A 21,122-nucleotide genomic window follows, 5' to 3' on the forward strand; every position below is an offset into this window, starting at 1 on the left:
ATGATGATCAGCACCCCACCCGAATCCCAGGACAGCTCGCAAGCTGATGCGGCGGGTGGGCGTGCGCATTTTCTGCAGGTGTTTCTGTCCCAGCGTTCGCAGATGGAAGCCTTGGTGAGTCGACGTGTAGGCTGCCGCGCCACGGCGGCTGATCTGGTGCAGGATCTGTTTCTACGCTTCTGGCGCCGGCCGCTGGTGCAGGTCGAAGAGCTCAGCACCTACCTGCTGCGCTGCGCCGGCAATATCGCCATCGACCACCTGCGCAGCGAAGGCGCGCGGGTGCGCAGCAGCGAAGGTTGGTTGCCCGAGCAGCAGGACAACCAGGGCTCTGAACCCCAGGCCGCACTGGAAGCGGGTAACGACCTGCGCCATGTCGAAGCCGCCTTGCGCAGCCTGCCCGAGCGCACTCGGCAGATTTTCCTGCTCAACCGCATCCATGGCCGCAAATACGCGGAAATCGCCAAGGCCATGGGCCTGTCCCAAAGTGCCGTGGAAAAACATATGATGCGTGCCCTCGAAGCTTGCAAGGCCAGCCTTCGCGACCCATCGCCTCCACGCACGCCAGGGAAAGCACCGTGAACGTCACCCCCACGCCCGAGCAGGAACACGCCGCACTGGCCTGGCTGAGTCTGTTGCACGACCAACCCAGCAGCGGCGACCAGGCGACGTTCAGCCACTGGCTGCGCGCCAACCCGGCACACGTCGAGGCCTACGCCCAGGCCCAGGTGCTCTGGGAGCTAAGCGAAGTACCTGCACGCGCCCTGGCGGAAGAAGAAGCCCTGGCATTGCAGGGCTACCTCAATACGATGAACACCGCGAAACGTTCACGTGTCGTGCGCTGGTCCGGCGCCCTGGCCATGGCTGCCTGCCTGCTGTTGATGGTGTCCATGGGCGTAGGTTGGCAGCCATCGCGTTGGGTCGATGATTTCGGCGCCGATTACGTGACGGCGCCAGGAGAAATAAAAACCGTCACCCTGGCGGATCAATCTCAAGTCACCCTGGATGCCGACAGCGCGATTGCCGTGGATTTCAGCCATGGCGAGCGGCATATCCAGCTGCGTCGCGGCGCCGGTTTTTTCAGCGTGACCCACACCGGCGAGTCCTTTGTGGTGGGGGCGGGCAGCGGTGAAGCGCGGGTGCTCGGCACACAATTCGAAGTGCGCCTGCAACCAGCGGGCGCTCAAGTGACGGTGTTGTCGGGGCGGGTCGGCGTGACGCCGTCGGAGCAGGGCCAGCAGCAGGTTTTGACGGCAGGTCAGCAAGTGGCTTACGCCGATGGCATTGCCGATCCCCTGCACGCGGTCGACAGCGAATCGCGCCTGGCCTGGCGCGACGGCTGGCTCAACTACTACAAGGCACCGCTCGCCGATGTGGTGAAGGATTTGGGGCGTTACTACCCTGGCCGCATCCTGCTGCTCAACGAAGATATGGGCGCCAAGCGGGTCAGTGGCAGCTTCCCGAGCAAAGACCCGCAGGCCGTGCTGAACGCGTTGCAGGCAGTGCTGGGGTTTGAACAGCACAGCCTGCTGGGACGGGTGATCGTGGTGCGCTGATTATTTCAACGCCGCCATGATCGCCTCAGGGTTGTAATCCCGAATCAGCGTCCCATTCACATCCACAAACGGAATCCCGCCACCGCCCAGCGCCTCATACGCCTTGCGCGCAGGGGCGTCCTTCTCGATGTCGAAGGCCTGGTACGGAATGCCTTTCTGATCCAGGAAGCGCCGGATCTGCTTGCAGTAGCCACACCACTCGGTGGCATAGAGCACCACCCGCGCCGAAGTGCGGACCTGCTCTGAAACCACCTGCGAGGGGTTGAATAGCCGTTCGATCTTGCCCCAGTTCTGGATAACCACCACCACCAGCAACACCAACAGGACTTTCTTGAGAACCCCGCCGAGCATCAGTTACGGCGCTTGAGCTGGTCAGTCAGTTGGGTCGGCAGGCCCTTGATGATCAGGGTGCCAGCGGCTTCGTCGTACTCAATCTTGTCGCCCAGCAGGTGCGCTTCAAAACTGATCGACAGCCCTTCGGCGCGCCCGGTGAAGCGGCGGAACTGGTTAAGGGTGCGCTTATCGGCGGGGATTTCCGGCGAGAGGCCGTAGTCCTTGTTGCGGATATGGTCGTAGAACGCCTTTGGCCGATCTTCATCGATCAAGCCCGACAGTTCTTCCAGGCCCATGGGCTCGCCGAGCTTGGCCTGGCTGCTGGCGTAGTCCACCAGGGTTTTGGTTTTCTCGCGGGCGGACTCATCCGGCAGGTCTTCGCTTTCCACGAAGTCGCTGAAGGCCTTGAGCAGGGTGCGGGTCTCGCCCGGACCGTCGACGCCTTCCTGGCAGCCGATAAAATCGCGGAAGTACTCCGAGACTTTCTTGCCATTCTTGCCTTTGATAAACGAGATGTACTGCTTGGACTGCTTGTTGTTCTGCCACTCCGACACGTTGATCCGTGCGGCCAGGTGCAGTTGGCCCAAGTCCAGGTGGCGCGACGGAGTCACGTCCAGCTCGTCGGTTACCGCTACGCCTTCGCTGTGGTGCAGTAGGGCGATGGCCAGGTAATCGGTCATGCCTTGCTGGTAGTGGGCGAACAGTACGTGGCCGCCGGTGGAGAGGTTGGATTCCTCCATCAGCTTCTGCAGATGCTCAACGGCGGTGCGGCTGAAGGTGGTGAAATCCTGGCCACCCTCGAAATATTCCTTCAACCAGCCACTGAACGGGTGCGCGCCGGACTCGGCATGGAAGAAACCCCAGGCCTTGCCTTGTTTGGCGTTGTAGCTCTCGTTGAGGTCGGCAAGCATATTCTCGATGGCGGCGGATTCGGAGAGCTCCGAGTCGCGTGCGTGGAGAACTGCGGGCGTGCCGTCGGGTTTTTTGTCGATCAGGTGGACGATGCAATGACGGATCGGCATGGGCTTCTCGGCTGGTTGAAGGGGAGCGGTTGGCCTCCCCGAAAAGTCGCCCAGTGTACCGCACCCATTGGTCAAGACGCGCTTCGAAGGGCGTTTTGGGTGGGGTCCGACCGGGTATATTCCTTTTTTTGACGGTTTAGAGCGATAAAGCTGACCAAATGGGTAGGTAGAGGCGGATATTTCCCCGTCTCTGTGCTAGTTTTGCCCCGTCTTACGCCAAGTCTCGGCGTTAAGCGTGCATTCAGCATCTGTCAGGTCGAACCAATCCCCGTTTCAAGCATCTATAACCCCGTTCTCCGAGGTTATAAGCCTGGGGTGCCAGGCCTAGACGGTCGGGCTCGACGGCTGACACTGCACTCTGCAATCCATATGAATTTGATAGGGAAGGAACACCACAATGGCTATTACTAAAGACCAACTGATCGCTGACCTGGCTGAAGCAGTAGACGCACCGAAAACTACCGTGCGCGCTCTGCTGGACCAACTGAGCCAAGTTGTTGCTGATCAGCTGGAAAACGGCGGCGAAATCACTCTGCCAGGCGTTGGCAAACTGAAAGTGACCGAGCGTCCAGCCCGTACTGGCCGTAACCCTTCGACTGGCGCTGCCATCGAAATCGCTGCCAAGAAAGTTATCAAGCTGGTTGTGGCCAAAGGCCTGACCGACGCTGTTAACAAGTAAGACGCAGCAAAAAAAAACCGTGCTCCGGAGCAATCCGGGCACGGTTTTTTGTTGCCTGCGATTTATTAATCGCGAACCCAGCGTTGGCGCCAGATCTGCTGCTCGTTCTTGGTCTGGAAAGTCCAGGCCACGAAACGGCTTTGCTTCTGGCCCTGGGACATCTCCACCACCTGGCTTTCCAGCACGCCGGCTTTTTTCAGGGCTGTCTCAATGGCGGGCAAGTTCGACGCTTTTGATACCAGGGTGCTGAACCACAGCACCTTATGGGCAAAATTCGCGCTTTCAGCGATCAACTGCGTCACGAACCGCGCTTCACCGCCTTCACACCACAACTCGGCCGACTGGCCACCGAAGTTCAGCACCGGCAATTTGCGCTTGGGATCAGCCTTGCCCAGCGCGCGCCACTTGCGTTCGCTGCCCTTGGTGGCTTCGTCCATGGACGCATGGAAGGGCGGGTTGCACATGGTCAGGTCAAAGCGCTCGCCAGGTTCCAGCAGGCCCAACAGGATGTGCTTGGGGTTGTTTTGCTGGCGCAGTTGGATGACCTTGCTCAGGTCGTTGGACTGCACGATGGCCTTGGCAGCGGCTACGGCGATAGGGTCGACTTCCGAGCCAAGGAAGTTCCAGCGGTACTCCATGTAGCCAATCAGCGGATAGACGCAGTTGGCGCCCATGCCGATGTCCAACACCTTGACGATGGAACCACGGGGAATCTTGCCGTCGTTGACGCTGGCCAGCAGATCGGCGAGGAAGTGCACATAGTCCGCACGCCCCGGCACCGGCGGGCATAGGTAATCCTGCGGGATATCCCAATGCTGGATGCCATAGAACGACTTGAGCAACGCCCGGTTGAATACCCGCACGGCGTCAGGGCTGGCGAAGTCGATGCTTTCCTTACCGTAGGGGTTGAGGATCACGAATTTCGCCAGTTCCGGCGTGGTCTTGATCAGCGCCGGGAAGTCGTAACGGCCTGTGTGGCGGTTGCGCGGGTGCAGGGTGGCCTCTTTGCGCGGCGCGACGGGTTTGGCCGTGGCAGCGGTTTTAGGCTTCTTGCGCGGAGGTTTGGGCGTAGTGGGGGCGGTCATGTTGATTCTGGTGTTGGCTCAAAGTGGTGGGCATTGTCACACATCTTGAGCCTGACCCGGGCAAATGTGGGAGGGGGCTTGCCCCCGATGGCGGTGTGACAGTCAAAGATATTCAGGCTGATGCACTGCTATCGGGGGCAAGCCCCCTCCCACATTGACCGGGTTCGCAAATAAAAAAAGAGACCCGAAGGTCTCTTTTTTCACGCTGATTCCACCTTACAGGCTGGAAATCCGCGCATGTTGCTCCGCCAGCTTGCCCAGAGCCTGTTCGGCCTCGGCGAGCTTGGCGCGCTCTTTCTCGATCACTTCAGCTGGCGCCTTGTCGACGAATGCCGCGTTGGACAGCTTGCCGCCCACCCGCTGCACTTCGCCCTGCAGGCGCGCAATTTCTTTGTCGAGACGGGCCAGCTCTGCGCCCTTGTCGATCAAACCGGCCATTGGCACTAGCACTTCCATGTCGCCAACCAGCGCGGTAGCGGACAACGGTGCTTCGGCGCCGTCAGCCAAGACGGTGATCGACTCCAGCTTCGCCAGTTTCTTGAGCAGTGCATCGTTTTCGGTAAGGCGACGCTGGTCCTCGGCACTGGCGTTCTTCACGAACACCGCCAACGGCTTGCCCGGCCCGATGTTCATCTCGGCGCGGATGTTGCGCGTGCCGAGCATCAGGGTCTTGAGCCATTCGATATCGCTTTCAGCGGCTTCATCGATGCGTGCTTCATTGGCCACCGGCCAAGGCTGCAGCATGATGGTCTTGCCTTCGATACCGGCCAGCGGCGCGAGGCGCTGCCAGATTTCTTCGGTGATGAACGGCATGAACGGATGCGCCAGGCGCAACGCCACTTCCAGCACGCGTACCAGGGTACGACGGGTGCCGCGCTGGCGTTCGACCGGTGCGTTTTCGTCCCACAGCACGGGCTTGGACAGCTCCAGATACCAGTCGCAATACTGGTTCCAAATGAACTCGTACAAGGCTTGCGCGGCCAGGTCGAAACGGAACTGGTCGAGTTGGCGGGTCACTTCGGCTTCGGTGCGTTGCAGCTGCGAGATGATCCAGCGGTCGGCCAGGCTCAGCTCATAGGCTTCGCCGTTCTGGCCGCAGTCTTCACCTTTATCCAGCACGTAGCGCGCGGCGTTCCAGATCTTGTTGCAGAAGTTGCGATAGCCTTCGACGCGGCCCATGTCGAACTTGATGTCGCGACCGGTAGACGCCAGCGAGCAGAAGGTGAAACGCAGGGCGTCGGTGCCGTAGCTGGCGATACCGTCAGCGAACTCGTCGCGGGTCTGCTTTTCGATCTTCTTCGCCAGTTTCGGCTGCATCAAGCCCGAAGTGCGCTTCTGCACCAGGGTTTCCAGGTCGATGCCGTCGATGATGTCCAGCGGGTCCAGGACGTTGCCCTTGGACTTGGACATTTTCTGGCCCTGGCCATCACGCACGAGGCCGTGCACATACACGGTCTTGAACGGAACCTGCGGCGTGCCGTCCTCGTTCTTCACCAAGTGCATGGTCAGCATGATCATCCGGGCAACCCAGAAGAAAATGATGTCGAAGCCGGTCACCAGCACGTCGGTGGAGTGGAATTTCTTGAGGAATTCGGTCTGCTGCGGCCAGCCCAGGGTGGAGAACGTCCACAGGCCAGAGCTGAACCAGGTATCCAGTACGTCGTTGTCCTGTTGCAGCGCCACGTCCGGGCCGAGGTTGTGCTTGGCACGCACTTCGGATTCGTCGCGGCCTACATAGACCTTGCCCGACTCGTCGTACCAGGCCGGAATGCGGTGGCCCCACCACAGTTGACGGCTGATGCACCAATCCTGGATGTCGCGCATCCACGAGAAGTACATGTTTTCGTACTGTTTAGGCACGAACTGGATACGGCCATCTTCTACGGCAGCAATCGCAGGCTCAGCCAGCGGCTTGGTGGACACGTACCACTGGTCGGTCAGCCACGGCTCGATCACGGTGCCGGAGCGGTCGCCCTTCGGCACTTTCAGGCCGTGGTCGTCAACGCTGACCAGCAGGCCGGCGGCATCGAAAGCGGCCACGATCTGCTTGCGTGCTTCGAAACGGTCGAGGCCGGCGTATTCGGCCGGGATCTTGCCGTCGATGCTTTCGTTCAGCGTGCCGTCCAGGTTGAACACCTGGCAGGCCGGCAGTACGGCGGCATTTTTATCGAAGATGTTCAACAGCGGCAGGTTGTGGCGCTTGCCGACTTCGTAGTCGTTGAAGTCGTGGGCCGGGGTGATCTTCACGCAGCCGGTGCCGAATTCGGGATCGCAGTAGTCGTCCGCGATGATCGGGATGCGACGGCCTACCAATGGCAGGTCGACGAACTTGCCGATCAGTGCCTGGTAGCGTTCGTCGTTCGGGTTAACCGCGACGGCGGCATCGCCGAGCATGGTTTCCGGACGGGTGGTGGCGACGATCAGGTAGTCGTTGCCTTCAGCGGTCTTGGCGCCGTCGGCCAGCGGATACTTAAGGTTCCACAGGAAGCCTTTCTCGTCGTGGTTTTCCACTTCGAGGTCGGAAATCGCCGTGTGCAACTTGGTGTCCCAGTTGACCAAGCGCTTGCCGCGGTAGATCAGGCCGTCTTCATGCAAGCGCACGAAGGCTTCTTTCACGGATTCGGACAGGCCGTCGTCCATGGTGAAACGCTCGCGGCTCCAGTCGACGGACGAGCCCAGGCGACGGATCTGACGGCTGATGTTGCCGCCGGATTGGTCTTTCCATTCCCAGATCTTTTCCAGGAATTTCTCACGGCCCAGGTCGTGACGGCTCTGGCCGGTGGCTTCGAGTTGGCGCTCCACCAGCATCTGGGTGGCGATACCGGCGTGGTCGGTGCCCGGTTGCCACAGGGTGTTACGACCCTGCATGCGGCGGAAACGGATCAACGCATCCATGATCGCATTGTTGAAGCCATGGCCCATGTGCAGGCTGCCAGTGACGTTCGGTGGCGGAATCATGATGGTGTAGGACTCGCCCGCACCTTGCGGAGCGAAATAGTTCTCGGACTCCCAGGTGTTGTACCAGGAAGTTTCAATAGCGTGCGGCTGGTAGGTCTTATCCATGCGCGGCGGGACCCTAGTTGGCATATATTCAGGAAAGCCGGCAAGTATAACGGGGGATAGGGCGCAGGGCGAGGCGAAGACGGGCTAAAGACGTGCGCCGGTCAATGTGGGAGGGGGCTTGCCCCCCGATGGCAATGTGTCAACCATACATGGGCTGACTGATACACCGCGATCGGGGGCAAGCCCCCTCCCACAGGGGATCTATGCACGGTTTAAGACTGGTACTGGCTGAGCAACCGTTCCATTCGCGCATCCATTCGGCGCTTGATCTCGGTTTCGATATGCGGGGCAAAGTCGTCGATCACGTCTTGCATGATCAATTGCGCGGCGGCGCGCAGTTCGTTGTCTAGATGCAGCAGCAGGGCGTCGGGGGTTTTCTCGGCGGCGGCGGCAACGGGGGCTGGTTCTACGACGGGCAGTTCGACCGGTGCCGGCGCAGGTTTGCCGCCCACCATGTCAAACAGCAACGGAATCTGTACCTCGCCGTCGACCGGTTCGGTCAGCAGCGGCGGTTGCAAGCCGTCATCACCCAGCAACTGACGGATCGACTCCAGGTCGTCCAGCAGGTGGTCATCTTTTTTTACAGGGTTGGAAGTGTCCATCGTGTGCTCAAAGTCGTTGTAGCCGGTGATCTTGCAAAGGATAGCCCTGTTCGCGGTAGAAACGGAAACTCTCCCGCGCGGCCTGACGAATAGCCGGATCTTCCACCACCACTTCCGCCACACGGGCGAAGGCCTTGGCGAACGGCGGTACTTTCAGGTCCAGGTTGACCAGCAGGTCATGGTGATCGCCGCAGCTGTCACCCAGCCCCAGCACTATCAGACCTTCAGGTTCTGATTCGGCAGGGCCGTGTGGCACGAAGCTTTCACCCTTGAAGCGCCACAGGCGGGCGTCGAGCTCGTCGCGTTGAGCGGCATCGCTGCAGTGCAGGTAGATGCGATGGCCCATGCGCCAGGCTTTTTCGGTGAGTTTGCAGGCAAAGTCCAGGCGCGCGAGCGGGTCGGCGCTGGGCAATATATAGAAGTCGACTTGGGTCATTGCGGTTCCTGAGACCGGAGCGGCGTGATGGCCGCCCCGGCATCTTCAGTTTCAGGCCTTTGCGCGATCCAGCAGGTACTGGGTCAGCAGCGGAACCGGACGGCCAGTGGCGCCCTTGTCCTTGCCGCCGCTGGTCCAGGCCGTGCCGGCGATGTCCAGGTGCGCCCAGTTGAAGTTCTTGGCGAAGCGCGACAGGAAGCAGGCAGCGGTGATGGTGCCGGCTTTCGGGCCGCCGATGTTGGCGATGTCGGCGAACGGGCTGTCCAGCTGTTCTTGGTATTCATCGAACAGCGGCAGTTGCCAGGCGCGATCGTCGGCAGCCTTGCCCGCGCTGAGCAGTTGCTCGATCAGCTCGTCGTTGTTACCTAGCAGGCCCGACGTGTGGGAGCCCAGGGCAACGATGCACGCACCGGTCAGGGTGGCGATGTCGATTACGGCTTGCGGCTTGAAGCGCTCGGCGTAGGTCAGGGCATCGCACAGCACCAGGCGGCCTTCGGCGTCGGTGTTGAGGATTTCGACGGTCTGGCCGCTCATGGTGGTGACGATATCCCCTGGGCGGGCAGCGCCGCCGCTCGGCATATTCTCGGCGCAGGCCAGGATGCACACCAGGTTGATCGGCAGCTTGAGCTCCAGTACGGCACGCAGGGTGCCGAACACGCTGGCGGCGCCGCCCATGTCGTACTTCATCTCATCCATGCCCGCGCCCGGCTTGAGGCTGATGCCGCCGGTGTCGAAGGTGATCCCTTTGCCGACCAGGGCGTAAGGCTTCTCGGACTTCTTGCCGCCGTTGTATTGCATCACGATCAGGCGTGGTGGCTGGTCGCTGCCCTGGCCCACGGCGTAGAACGAGCCCATGCCCAGTTCCTTGATCTTTTTCTCGTCCAGCACTTCAACTTTCAGGCCCTTGAACTCTTTGCCCAGCGCCTTGGCTTGCTCGCCCAGGTAGGTCGGGTGGCAGATGTTCGGCGGCAGGTTACCCAAGTCGCGGGTAAACGACATGCCGTTGGCAATCGCGGTAGCGTGGGTTACGGCGCGCTGAACTTCAGCCTGCGCGGCCTTGATGGTCAGCAGGGTGATTTTCTTCAGGGCGCGGGGTTCGGCTTTCTGGCTCTTGAACTGGTCGAAGATATAGCCGCCGTCCACCAGGGTCTCTGCCAGCAGGCGCGTCTTGCCGTAGCTGTCGCGGCCTTTGACCACGATTTCGTCGAGAGCCAGTGTCGCATCGCCACCGCCCAGGCCCTTCAGGGTGCTGAGGATGCCGCTGATGATCTTGCGGAACGGGCGGTCGCCCAGCTCAGCGTCTTTGCCCACGCCGACCAGCAAAACGCGGTCGGCCTTGAGGTTAGGCAGGCTCTGCAACAGAAGGCTCTGACCGACTTTGCCGGCCAGGTCGCCGCGCTTGAGCACGGCGCTGATGGCGCCGCCGCTGAGTTCGTCGAGTTGCTTGGCGGCCACGCCGAGCTTGCGGCCTTCGCCGATGGCGACCACGAGGGTGGCGGTTTTCAACGTTTCGGGGCTAACGCTTTTTACAACCAATTCCATTTTCGGGTCCCTTATAAAGGTCTGAGAGCCTGGTATTTGTATCCAGGCTTTAAAGCGTGGCAGCTGTGTAAACCGCCAGCGACAAAGGCCGCAGTTTGAACCTCGCCGGCGGAGCCTGACAACCCTTCGTACGCGCTTTGTACCCGCGTGTAAGGTTGCGCAGTGACAGGCGCGGTCAATCACAGGATAATGCGCCATCTTTTTAATCGGCCCTGCGTAAAGGGGCTGACTCGGTATGCTTGCTTGTTTGGCCGCCTTAGCCTGACAACCCTGGAGTGTCTGGTTTGATTGTCTTCCGTTATCTATCCCGCGAAGTCCTGTTGACCCTGAGTGCCGTGAGTGCGGTCCTGTTGGTCATCATCATGAGTGGTCGTTTCGTCAAATACCTGGCCCAAGCCGCTTCGGGCGCCCTGGATCCAGGCTCGTTGTTCCTGATCATGGGCTTTCGCCTGCCGGGGTTCCTGCAACTGATCCTGCCGCTGGGCCTGTTCCTCGGGATCCTGTTGGCCTACGGTCGTTTGTACCTCGAAAGCGAAATGACTGTGCTCTCGGCCACCGGCATGAGCCAGCAGCGTCTGCTCGGCATGACCATGATCCCGGCAGCCGGCATCGCGCTTATCGTTGCCTGGCTGAGCCTGAGCCTGGCCCCCCAGGGCGCCATGCAGTTCCAGCTGGTGCTGAACAAGCAGGACGCGATGACCGAGTTCGACACCCTTGAACCGGGCCGCTTCCAGGCACTCAATGACGGCACGCGGGTCACCTATACCGAAACCCTGACCGAAGACCGTGCCAACCTGGGCGGGGTGTTCATCTCCGAGAAGCGCCTGGGCCAGGACAAGAAAGACCGTGGCATCTCCGTGCTGGTGGCCGAGTCCGGTCGCCAGGACGTGCGTCCCGATGGCAGTCGCTACCTGATCCTGGAGAACGGCTATCGCTATGACGGCAGTCCCGGCCAGGCCGACTACCGCGCCATCAAGTACGACACTTACGGCGTGTTGCTCGCCCGTCCGGATGTCAGCGACGAGGTGACTGACCGCGACGCCATTCCCACGAAGGATTTGTTCGGCAGCAAGGAACTGCGCTCCATTGCCGAGCTGCAATGGCGTATTTCTCTGCCACTGCTGGTGTTTATCGTGACCTTGATGGCCGTGCCGTTGTCGCGCGTCAACCCGCGTCAGGGCCGCTTCCTCAAGCTGTTGCCGGCGATCCTGCTGTACATGGCTTACCTCACCATTCTGATTTCCGCCCGTGGCTCCCTGGAAAAGGGCAAGCTTTCGCCGACCCTCGGGTTGTGGTGGGTGCACGGGATCTTCCTGGTGATCGGCCTGGGCCTGCTCTACTGGGAACCTATCCGTTTGAAAATGTTGAGCCGTCGCGGCCAGAAGGAGTTGGCTCGTGGCTAAGCTCGATCGCTACATTGGTAGCAGCGTCCTGATCGCCATTCTGGCGGTTCTGGGCATCATCCTGGGCCTTGCCTCGTTGTTCGCCTTCATCGATGAAGTGGGCAACGTCAGCGACACCTACACCGTGTGGGATGTACTGAGCTACGTGGCACTCACCGCGCCGCGTCGGCTCTACGACATGATGCCGATGGCTGCGCTGATCGGCTGCCTGATCGGCCTGGGCAGCCTGGCCAGCAACAGCGAACTGACCATCATGCGTGCCGCCGGGGTGTCCATCGGCCGTATTGTCTGGGCGGTGATGAAGCCCATGTTGCTGCTGATGCTGTGCAGCGTGCTGATCGGTGAATACGTCGCACCGCCGGCCGAAACCACCGCCCAAGCCAACCGCGCCCTGGCGCAGGGTTCGGGCGATGCGCAAAGCGCCAAGCATGGCCTGTGGCATCGCCAGGGTGATGAGTTCATCCACATCAACGCCGTGCAACCGGGCGGCCTTTTGATCGGTGTGACGCGTTACACTTTTGATAAAGAACGTCACATGCTGTCGTCCAGCTTCGCCAAACGTGCGCAGTACAGCGGCGAAAAATGGCAACTGACGGACATCACTACCACTCACTTCCGCAATGTCGGCCAAGGCACCAAGGCCAGCACCGAAGTGATCAATGAGCCAAGCGAAGAGTGGGACATCGCTCTCAAGCCGGAATTGCTCAACACCGTGGTGATGATTCCGGAAAGCCTGCCTATCTCTGGGTTGTGGAGTTACATCCACTACCTCAAGGAGCAAGGGCTGAACAACGGTCGTTACTGGCTGGCGTTTTGGGTCAAGGTGTTGCAGCCAGTGGTAACCGCCGCGCTGGTGTTGATGGCGATCTCGTTCATCTTCGGCCCATTGCGTTCCGTGACCCTGGGTCAGCGTGTGTTTACTGGCGTGTTGGTGGGCTTCACATTCCGCATCGCCCAGGACCTGCTGGGCCCGTCGAGCCTGGTATTCGGTTTCTCCCCGCTGTTTGCGGTGCTGGTGCCGACCGCCATCTGCGCCCTGGCCGGGTTCTGGCTGCTGCGCCGAGCTGGCTGATACCGCGCTTATGCACAAAAAATGCCCCGCTCGAATGAGTGGGGCATTTTTGTTCTGGTCAGCAAAGATGACGTCTGGCCGAAGCTTCAGGTACAATTGCCGGCTATTTTTCAGCGGGCAATCTGCCTGCAGCCTTTTTGAGTGTTGATCCGTGAGTGATTTGAGTCATATCCGCAATTTCTCCATCATCGCCCACATTGACCATGGTAAGTCGACGCTGGCCGATCGATTCATCCAGATGTGCGGCGGCCTTGCCGAGCGTGAAATGGAAGCCCAGGTACTGGATTCCATGGACCTCGAACGCGAGCGCGGGATCACCATCAAGGCCCACAGCGTTACTCTGTACTACACCGCCAAAGACGGTATCAAGTACCAGCTGAACTTCATTGACACCCCGGGCCACGTCGACTTCACCTATGAAGTCAGCCGTTCCCTGGCGGCCTGCGAAGGTGCGCTGCTGGTGGTGGACGCGGGTCAGGGCGTTGAAGCCCAGTCCGTGGCCAACTGCTACACCGCCATCGAGCAAGGCCTGGAAGTGATGCCGGTGCTGAACAAGATCGACCTGCCACAGGCCGATCCGGACCGCGTCAAAGAAGAAATCGAAAAAATCATCGGCATTGACGCCACCGACGCCGTCGAGTGCAGCGCCAAGACCGGCCTGGGCGTTGACGAAGTGCTCGAACGCCTGGTCAAGACCATTCCTGCCCCCACCGGCAACTACGAAGATCCGCTGCAAGCGTTGATCATCGATTCCTGGTTCGACAACTACCTGGGGGTTGTTTCCCTGGTACGTGTACGCCACGGCCGTGTGAAGAAGGGCGACAAGATCCTGGTCAAGTCCACCGGCAAGATCCACCTGGTGGACAGCGTCGGTGTATTCAACCCGAAACACACTGCAACCACTGATCTGAAAGCCGGTGAAGTAGGTTTCATCATCGCCGGTATCAAGGACATCCACGGTGCGCCGGTGGGTGACACCCTGACCTTGAGCTCCACCCCTGACGTCGACGTGCTGCCTGGCTTCAAACGCATCCAGCCGCAGGTTTACGCCGGTCTGTTCCCGGTCAGCTCCGATGACTTCGAAGACTTCCGCGAAGCGCTGCAGAAGCTGACCCTCAACGACTCGTCGTTGCAGTACACCCCGGAAAGCTCCGACGCCCTGGGCTTCGGTTTCCGTTGCGGCTTCCTCGGCATGCTGCACATGGAGATCATTCAGGAGCGCCTTGAGCGCGAATACGACCTGGACCTGATCACCACCGCGCCAACGGTTATTTTTGAGCTGGCGCTGAAAACCGGTGAAACGATTTATGTAGATAACCCGTCCAAGCTCCCAGACCTGTCTTCTATCGAAGACATGCGTGAGCCGATCGTGCGCGCCAATATCCTGGTGCCGCAGGAACACCTGGGCAACGTCATTACCCTGTGTATCGAAAAACGTGGCGTGCAGCACGACATGTTGTTCCTCGGTACCCAGGTGCAAGTGACCTACGATTTGCCGATGAACGAAGTGGTCCTGGACTTCTTTGACCGTCTCAAATCCACCAGTCGCGGCTATGCTTCGCTGGATTACCATTTCGATCGTTATCAATCGGCTAATCTGGTGAAACTGGATGTGTTGATCAACGGCGACAAGGTTGATGCCCTTGCACTGATCGTGCACAAGGACAACGCGCACTACAAAGGTCGCCAGTTGACCGAGAAGATGAAAGAACTGATTCCGCGCCAGATGTTCGACGTCGCGATCCAGGCCGCTATTGGCGGGCAGATCATTGCACGGACCTCCGTCAAGGCTCTCAGAAAGAACGTACTGGCCAAATGCTACGGCGGTGACGTAAGCCGTAAGCGCAAGCTGCTTGAGAAGCAAAAGGCCGGTAAAAAACGCATGAAGCAAGTGGGCAACGTGGAAATTCCACAAGAAGCCTTCCTTGCGGTGCTCAGGTTGGATAGTTAGGTCCTATGTCGCTAAATTTCCCGCTGTTGCTGGTCATCGCCGTTGCCGTTTGTGGTCTCCTGGCGTTGCTCGATCTGGTGTTCTTCGCCCCGCGTCGGCGGGCGGCTATCGCGTCCTATCAGGGCAGCGTCAGCCAGCCCGATGTCGTGGTGATCGAGAAACTGAACAAAGAGCCTTTGCTGGTTGAGTACGGCAAGTCGTTCTTCCCGGTGTTGTTCATCGTGCTGGTGCTGCGTTCGTTTCTGGTGGAGCCGTTTCAGATCCCTTCGGGTTCGATGAAACCTACCCTGGACGTGGGCGACTTCATCCTGGTGAACAAGTTTTCCTACGGGATTCGCCTGCCGGTGATCGACAAGAAGGTCATCGAAGTCGGTGATCCGCAGCGCGGTGATGTGATGGTGTTCCGCTATCCAAGCGACCCGAACGTCAATTACATCAAGCGTGTGGTGGGGCTGCCGGGCGACGTGATTCGCTACACCAGCGATAAGCGCCTGTTGATCAATGGCGAGTCGGTGGCCGAGAAACTGCTCGGTTCCGAACCGAACAGCCTGGGCAGCGCCGAGCTGTACCAGGAAAAACTCGGTGCGGTAGAGCACGAAATCCGCAAGGAAATGAGCCGCTACCGCGCCATGCCTGATGGAGAGTGGAAAGTGCCAGCCGGGCACTATTTCATGATGGGCGACAACCGTGACAACTCCAACGACAGCCGCTACTGGGATGACCCGAGCATTCCCAAGGAGCTGCTTGGCATGGTTCCCGACCAGAATATCGTCGGCAAGGCCTTCGCGGTCTGGATGAGCTGGCCGGAACCCAAGCTCAGCCACCTGCCGAACTTCTCGCGTGTCGGGCTGATCAAGTAATACAAGCGGCGCTGTGAACACAGCGCCGACTGCTTTTCTGGGGCTTGGACAATTCCGGCTCCAGGCTGTAACCATCAGGATTTGAATTTGAACACTGCGTCAATCGTCGATGGCCGCCGGTGCCACCCACTAGATATGCAGCAACTAGGTATGGATAAACCGTGACCGTTTCGCTAAGTCGTTTAGAGCGCCAGCTCGGCTACACCTTCAAGGATCAGGAATTGATGATCCTTGCCCTCACACACCGCAGCTTTGCAGGGCGTAATAACGAGCGCCTGGAATTCCTCGGTGACGCCATTCTCAATTTCGCCGCCGGTGAGGCGCTGTTCGAACGCTTCCCGCAAGCGCGCGAAGGCCAGCTGTCGCGATTGCGCGCACGTCTGGTAAAGGGTGAGACCCTGGCCGTACTGGCCCGTGGTTTCGGCCTGGGTGAGTACCTGCGCCTGGGGTCGGGCGAATTGAAAAGCGGTGGCTTCCGTCGCGAGTCGATCCTGGCCGATGCCCTCGAAGCCTTGATCGGCGCGATTTACCTCGATGCAGGTATGGAAACGGCCAAGGAGCGCGTGGTCGCCTGGCTGGCTTCGGAGATTGAAAGCCTTACGCTGGTCGACACCAACAAAGATCCCAAGACCCGCCTGCAGGAATACCTGCAGTCCCGTGGTTGCGAACTGCCACGCTACGAAGTGGTGGATATCCAGGGTGAGCCCCATTGCCGCGTGTTCTTCGTGGAATGTGAAATCACCTTACTGAATGAAAAAAGCCGAGGTCAGGGTGTGAGCCGTCGTATTGCCGAACAGGTAGCGGCCGCTGCAGCACTGATTGCCCTGGGCGTGGAGAATGGCCATGACTGATTCAACCGCAACACGCTGTGGCTATGTTGCCATCGTTGGCCGCCCGAACGTGGGCAAGTCCACGCTGCTGAACCACATCCTCGGTCAGAAGCTCGCGATCACCTCGCGCAAGCCTCAGACCACTCGCCACAACATGCTGGGCATCAAGACCGAAGGCGCCGTGCAAGCGGTCTACGTCGACACCCCGGGTATGCACAAAGGTGGCGAGAAAGCCCTGAACCGCTACATGAACAAGACCGCTTCGGCGGCGTTGAAAGACGTCGACGTGGTGATCTTCGTGGTCGACCGCACCAAGTGGACTGACGAAGACCAGATGGTCCTTGAGCGTGTGCAGTACGTCACCGGCCCATTGATCGTCGCGCTGAACAAGACCGACCGCATCGAAGACAAAGCCGAACTGATGCCGCACCTGACCTGGTTGCAGGAGCAACTGCCGAACGCCCAGATCATGCCGATCTCGGCCCAGCACGGTCATAACCTCGAAGCCCTGGAGCGCGTGATCGCTGGCTACCTGCCGGAGAACGAGCACTTCTTCCCGGAAGACCAGATCACCGACCGCAGCAGCCGCTTTCTCGCCGCTGAACTGGTCCGCGAGAAAATCATGCGCCAGATGGGTGCTGAGCTGCCGTACCAGATCACCGTCGAAATCGAAGAGTTCAAGCAACAGGGCAAGACCCTGCATATCCATGCGCTGATCCTCGTCGAGCGTGACGGCCAGAAGAAAATCATCATTGGCGACAAGGGCGAGCGCATCAAGCGCATCGGCACCGAGGCGCGCAAGGACATGGAATTGCTCTTCGATTCCAAGATCATGCTCAACCTGTGGGTGAAGGTGAAAGGCGGCTGGTCCGATGACGAGCGCGCTCTGCGTTCCCTCGGTTACGGCGACCTGTAAGAACACCGCAGGGCAAAAAATGTGGGAGGGGGCTTGCTCCCGATGGCGGTGAGTCAGTTAATAAATAAGTGACTGACACACTGCCATCGGGGGCAAGCCCCCTCCCACATTAGGTTTGTGTAGTTTTCAAAAAATGCATTCCAGCAGTGAGCACCCATGTCCCAACCCCCCAGCCAACTCGCCTACGTCCTGCACAGCCGCGCCTACCGCGAGACCAGCGCGCTAGTGGATTTCCTCACGCCCCAAGGCCGCCTGCGCGCGGTGTTGCGTAGCGCGCGGGGCAAGGCGGGGACATTGGCGCGGCCCTTCGTGGCGTTGGACGTGGAGTTTCGCGGCAAGGGCGAGCTGAAAAACGTCGGCCGCCTGGAAAGCGTCGGCACTTCCGCCTGGCTCAATGGCGATGCGTTGTTCAGTGGGCTCTACCTCAATGAGCTGCTGATCCGTCTGTTGCCCGCCGAAGACCCGCACCCGGCTGTCTTCGATCACTATGCTGCCACTTTGTTGGCCCTGGCCGAAGGTCGCCCTCTGGAGCCGCTGCTGCGTGCCTTCGAATGGCGTCTGCTCGATGACCTGGGCTACGGCTTCGAGCTGAGCAACGACCTGCACGGCGACCCCGTCGCCGCCGACGGCATGTACCGCCTGCAAGTCGACGCGGGTCTTGAGCGCGTCTACCTGCTGCAACCCGGCCTGTTCCAGGGCACCGAACTGCTGGCCATGAGCGAGGCCGACTGGAGCGCACCCGGTGCGTTATCCGCCGCCAAGCGCTTGATGCGTCAGGCCTTGGCCGTGCATCTGGGCGGACGGCCGTTGGTCAGCCGCGAGTTGTTTCGAAAGCCCTGACCTCCCCGTGTATGCTGTGCACCGTTTCTTTCCCTTTTCAGGAGCGCTTCCGTGACCACCAGCAATCGCATTCTTCTTGGCGTCAACATCGACCACGTCGCCACCCTGCGCCAGGCCCGGGGCACCCGTTACCCTGACCCGGTCAAGGCCGCGCTGGACGCCGAAGAAGCAGGCGCCGACGGCATCACCGTGCACCTGCGAGAAGACCGCCGCCACATCCAGGAACGCGATGTGTTGCTGCTCAAGGACGTGCTGCAAACCCGCATGAATTTCGAAATGGGCGTCACCGAAGAAATGATGCTCTTCGCCGAGCGCATTCGCCCAGCGCACATCTGCCTGGTACCGGAAACCCGCCAGGAACTGACCACCGAAGGCGGCCTTGACGTGGCCGGCCAGGAAGCGCGGATCAAGGCCGCGGTGGAGCGCCTGTCGAAAATCGGCAGCGAAGTGTCGCTGTTCATCGACGCCGACGAGCGCCAGATCGAAGCGTCGCGTCGTGTCGGCGCGCCGGCCATCGAACTGCACACTGGTCGTTACGCCGATGCCACCACGCCGACCGAAGTGGCGGATGAACTGCAGCGCATCATTGAAGGTGTGAACTGCGGCCTCAATGAAGGCCTGATCGTCAACGCCGGCCATGGCCTGCATTACCACAACGTCGAAGCCGTGGCTGCGATCAAAGGCATCAACGAGCTGAACATCGGCCACGCGTTGGTAGCCCACGCGCTATTCGTCGGTTTCAAAGGCGCTGTGGCCGAGATGAAAGCCCTGATCCTGGCGGCCTCCAAGCCCTAAAAAACAATGAAGAACCAATGTGGGAGGGGGCTTGCTCCCGATAGCGGTGTATCAGCCATAAATGTGGTGGCTGACACACTGCTATCGGGAGCAAGCCCCCTCCCACATGAGAAGCCTTACTGTTTAGCCGATGCAGGTGTATCGTATCTGCCCTTTGCAGGCCTTGGGCCTGCGGCAGATACGTGAGGTTGTTGTGTCCCGATCCTTTTCCCGTCGACAAATCCTGGGTGGTCTTGCAGGCCTGGCCGTAGTGGGCGTCGGTGCCGGTGGCGCCTACCGCTACTGGCTGGGGAAAGTCGCTGAATCCGAAGCGGGTCACGACTACGAGCTGATCGCTGCACCGTTGGACGTGGAGCTGGTGCCGGGGCACAAGACCCAAGCCTGGGCGTTCGGCCCCTCGGCACCCGGCACCGAGTTGCGTGTGCGTCAGGGCGAATGGTTGCGGGTGCGCTTTATCAACCACCTGCCGGTCGCGACCACCATCCACTGGCACGGCATCCGCCTGCCGCTGGAAATGGACGGCGTGCCCTATGTCTCGCAACTGCCGGTGCTGCCGGGCGAATACTTCGACTACAAATTCCGCGTGCCCGACGCCGGCAGCTACTGGTATCACCCGCATGTGAACAGTAGCGAAGAACTCGGCCGAGGCCTGGTCGGCCCGCTGATCATCGAAGAGCGTGAACCCACCGGTTTCAAACACGAACGGACCCTCAGCCTGAAGAGCTGGCATGTGGACGAAGAGGGTGCGTTCGTTGCCTTCAGCGTTCCCCGTGAAGCGGCGCGTGGCGGTACGGCCGGGCGGCTGTCGACGATCAATGGCGTATCCCAGGCGGTGATCGACTTACCCGCAGGGCAGATCACCCGCGTGCGGCTGCTCAACCTCGATAACACCCTGACCTATCGCATCAACATCCCCGACGTCGAAGCGCAGATCTATGCGCTGGACGGCAATCCCATCGAACCGCGTCCATTGGGCAAGGAGTACTGGTTGGGGCCGGGTATGCGCATCTGCCTGGCGATCAAGGCACCGCCGGCGGGCGAAGAGCTCTCGATTCGCAACGGCCCGGTGCGCCTGGGCACTTTCCGCTCAGTCGCCAACACCGATGCACCGACCGAATGGCCCCCGGCGCTGCCCGCCAATCCGATTGCCGAACCGGACCTGGCCAATGCCGAGAAACTCAACTTCAATTTCGAGTGGGTCGGCTCGGTCTCGGTCAACGTCGACAATGGCAAGCCGCCGAGCCTGTGGCAGATCAACGGCCAGGCCTGGGACATCACCGACAAGACCTGCGCCGACCGACCGATTGCCAAGCTGGAAAAGGGCAAGAGCTACATTTTCGAATTGAAGAACATGACCCAGTACCAGCATCCGATCCACCTGCACGGCATGAGCTTCAAGGTGATCGCCTCGAACCGCCACAAGGTGATCCCGTACTTTACCGACACCTATTTGTTGGGCAAGAACGAGCGCGCCCGCGTGGCCTTGGTGGCGGATAACCCTGGAGTGTGGATGTTCCACTGCCACGTCATCGACCATATGGAAACCGGCCTGATGGCCGCCATCGAGGTGGCGTGATGCGCCAGATTCGCCCCGCGGCAATCATCGACCGCAGCCGCGACCAAGACTTCATGCGTGAAGCCCTGGCACTTGCCGCCCAAGGCGCCGCACTGGGCGAAGTGCCCGTGGGTGCGGTGTTGGTGCAGGACGGTGAAATCATCGGTCGCGGTTTCAACCGTCCCATCAGCGGCAACGATCCCAGCGCCCATGCCGAGATGGTCGCCATACGCGACGCCGCCCAGGCCATCAGCAACTACCGGCTGGTGGGCAGCACGCTGTATGTGACGTTGGAGCCGTGCAGCATGTGCGCGGGGTTGATCGTGCATTCGCGAGTCGCGCGGGTGGTTTATGGCGCGTTGGAGCCGAAGGCGGGGATTGTGCAAAGCCAGGGGCAGTTTTTTACCCAGGGCTTTCTGAATCATCGAGTGATGTTTGAAGGCGGTGTGCTGGCCGAGGAGTGCGGCACGGTATTGAGCGAATTCTTCAAGGCTCGCCGGGCCAAGCCTCAGATCTAACCAACACCGAATATCAAATGCGGGAGGGGCGGTGCGACGATTCGACTTGCCCCTCCCACATTTTTGA

20 protein-coding genes are annotated in these 21,122 nt (G+C 60.3%); 13 read left to right on the forward strand and 7 right to left on the reverse strand.

Annotated elements, in window-relative coordinates; all coding sequences use genetic code 11:
• Together AOA61_RS04040 and AOA61_RS04045 are read left to right on the forward strand one after the other, a co-directional pair.
• Entirely contained in the window at positions 1-579 is a 579-nt protein-coding gene (locus AOA61_RS04040) for an RNA polymerase sigma factor (RefSeq protein ID WP_032886425.1), read from the forward strand.
• Positions 576-1,553: a FecR family protein gene (locus tag AOA61_RS04045; RefSeq protein ID WP_099601185.1), complete on the forward strand. Its 978-nt coding sequence runs from the start codon at positions 576-578 to the stop codon at positions 1,551-1,553. Before AOA61_RS04040 ends, AOA61_RS04045 begins: the two co-directional genes overlap by 4 nt.
• Here AOA61_RS04045 and AOA61_RS04050 read toward each other — a convergent pair whose 3' ends face one another.
• Both AOA61_RS04050 and yejK read right to left on the reverse strand, forming a co-directional pair.
• Positions 1,554-1,904 carry a glutaredoxin family protein gene (locus AOA61_RS04050; RefSeq protein WP_032886428.1) on the reverse strand — a complete coding sequence of 117 codons (351 nt, stop codon included), beginning with the start codon at positions 1,902-1,904 and terminating at the stop codon, positions 1,554-1,556. It abuts the gene before it with no gap.
• Positions 1,904-2,908 carry a nucleoid-associated protein YejK gene (yejK, locus tag AOA61_RS04055; protein ID WP_032886429.1) on the reverse strand — a complete coding sequence of 335 codons (1,005 nt, stop codon included), beginning with the start codon at positions 2,906-2,908 and terminating at the stop codon, positions 1,904-1,906. Before yejK ends, AOA61_RS04050 begins: the two co-directional genes overlap by 1 nt.
• Positions 2,909-3,305: 397 nt before the next feature.
• On the opposite strand from yejK, the gene AOA61_RS04060 reads away from it, so the two are divergent.
• Positions 3,306-3,587 (forward strand): HU family DNA-binding protein, encoded by a 282-nt coding sequence (locus AOA61_RS04060; RefSeq protein ID WP_003188840.1) that lies wholly within the window; start codon positions 3,306-3,308, stop codon positions 3,585-3,587.
• Between the two features lie 65 nt (positions 3,588-3,652).
• Here AOA61_RS04060 and rlmF read toward each other — a convergent pair whose 3' ends face one another.
• The 5 genes from rlmF to AOA61_RS04085 all read right to left on the reverse strand — a co-directional run bounded on the left by rlmF (position 3,653) and on the right by AOA61_RS04085 (position 10,315).
• Positions 3,653-4,672 (reverse strand): 23S rRNA (adenine(1618)-N(6))-methyltransferase RlmF, encoded by a 1,020-nt coding sequence (rlmF, locus tag AOA61_RS04065; RefSeq protein WP_095183912.1) that lies wholly within the window; start codon positions 4,670-4,672, stop codon positions 3,653-3,655.
• Between the two features lie 216 nt (positions 4,673-4,888).
• The gene (locus tag AOA61_RS04070) at positions 4,889-7,735 is read right to left on the reverse strand and encodes a valine--tRNA ligase (RefSeq protein ID WP_099601186.1); all 2,847 of its coding nucleotides are present in this window, start codon (positions 7,733-7,735) and stop codon (positions 4,889-4,891) included.
• 212 nt (positions 7,736-7,947) lie between these two features.
• Complete coding sequence (locus AOA61_RS04075) at positions 7,948-8,337, reverse strand: hypothetical protein (RefSeq protein ID WP_032886434.1); 390 nt, start codon at positions 8,335-8,337, stop codon at positions 7,948-7,950.
• 7 nt (positions 8,338-8,344) lie between these two features.
• Positions 8,345-8,773, reverse strand: a complete 429-nt coding sequence (locus AOA61_RS04080) for a DNA polymerase III subunit chi (RefSeq protein WP_095183913.1) — start codon at positions 8,771-8,773, stop codon at positions 8,345-8,347.
• 51 nt (positions 8,774-8,824) lie between these two features.
• Positions 8,825-10,315: a leucyl aminopeptidase gene (locus AOA61_RS04085; RefSeq protein ID WP_099601187.1), complete on the reverse strand. Its 1,491-nt coding sequence runs from the start codon at positions 10,313-10,315 to the stop codon at positions 8,825-8,827.
• Between the two features lie 284 nt (positions 10,316-10,599).
• On the opposite strand from AOA61_RS04085, the gene lptF reads away from it, so the two are divergent.
• The 10 genes from lptF to tadA all read left to right on the forward strand — a co-directional run bounded on the left by lptF (position 10,600) and on the right by tadA (position 21,055).
• Positions 10,600-11,718, forward strand: coding sequence for an LPS export ABC transporter permease LptF (gene lptF / locus AOA61_RS04090; RefSeq protein WP_032886439.1), 1,119 nt, complete (start codon positions 10,600-10,602; stop codon positions 11,716-11,718).
• Positions 11,711-12,790, forward strand: a complete 1,080-nt coding sequence (lptG, locus tag AOA61_RS04095; RefSeq protein ID WP_032886442.1) for an LPS export ABC transporter permease LptG — start codon at positions 11,711-11,713, stop codon at positions 12,788-12,790. Before lptF ends, lptG begins: the two co-directional genes overlap by 8 nt.
• A gap of 151 nt (positions 12,791-12,941) precedes the next feature.
• Complete coding sequence (gene lepA / locus AOA61_RS04100) at positions 12,942-14,741, forward strand: translation elongation factor 4 (protein ID WP_003210439.1); 1,800 nt, start codon at positions 12,942-12,944, stop codon at positions 14,739-14,741.
• 5 nt (positions 14,742-14,746) lie between these two features.
• Positions 14,747-15,601, forward strand: coding sequence for a signal peptidase I (gene lepB, locus AOA61_RS04105; protein ID WP_032886444.1), 855 nt, complete (start codon positions 14,747-14,749; stop codon positions 15,599-15,601).
• Between the two features lie 161 nt (positions 15,602-15,762).
• Positions 15,763-16,452: a ribonuclease III gene (gene rnc, locus AOA61_RS04110; RefSeq protein ID WP_032886446.1), complete on the forward strand. Its 690-nt coding sequence runs from the start codon at positions 15,763-15,765 to the stop codon at positions 16,450-16,452.
• Positions 16,445-17,347, forward strand: a complete 903-nt coding sequence (era, locus tag AOA61_RS04115) for a GTPase Era (protein WP_032886448.1) — start codon at positions 16,445-16,447, stop codon at positions 17,345-17,347. The genes rnc and era overlap by 8 nt, the downstream gene beginning before the upstream one ends.
• A gap of 156 nt (positions 17,348-17,503) precedes the next feature.
• On the forward strand, positions 17,504-18,187 hold the full coding sequence (gene recO / locus AOA61_RS04120; protein ID WP_095183914.1) for a DNA repair protein RecO: 684 nt from the start codon (positions 17,504-17,506) through the stop codon (positions 18,185-18,187).
• 51 nt (positions 18,188-18,238) lie between these two features.
• On the forward strand, positions 18,239-18,982 hold the full coding sequence (gene pdxJ / locus AOA61_RS04125; RefSeq protein WP_032886456.1) for a pyridoxine 5'-phosphate synthase: 744 nt from the start codon (positions 18,239-18,241) through the stop codon (positions 18,980-18,982).
• Between the two features lie 193 nt (positions 18,983-19,175).
• Positions 19,176-20,558 carry a multicopper oxidase family protein gene (locus AOA61_RS04130; protein ID WP_095184314.1) on the forward strand — a complete coding sequence of 461 codons (1,383 nt, stop codon included), beginning with the start codon at positions 19,176-19,178 and terminating at the stop codon, positions 20,556-20,558.
• Entirely contained in the window at positions 20,558-21,055 is a 498-nt protein-coding gene (gene tadA, locus AOA61_RS04135) for a tRNA adenosine(34) deaminase TadA (protein WP_095183916.1), read from the forward strand. The genes AOA61_RS04130 and tadA overlap by 1 nt, the downstream gene beginning before the upstream one ends.
• The last annotated feature ends 67 nt before the right edge of the window (positions 21,056-21,122 follow it).

The organism is Pseudomonas sp. 2995-1, assembly GCF_002742505.1.
Classification (GTDB): Bacteria; Pseudomonadota; Gammaproteobacteria; order Pseudomonadales; family Pseudomonadaceae; genus Aquipseudomonas; species Aquipseudomonas sivasensis.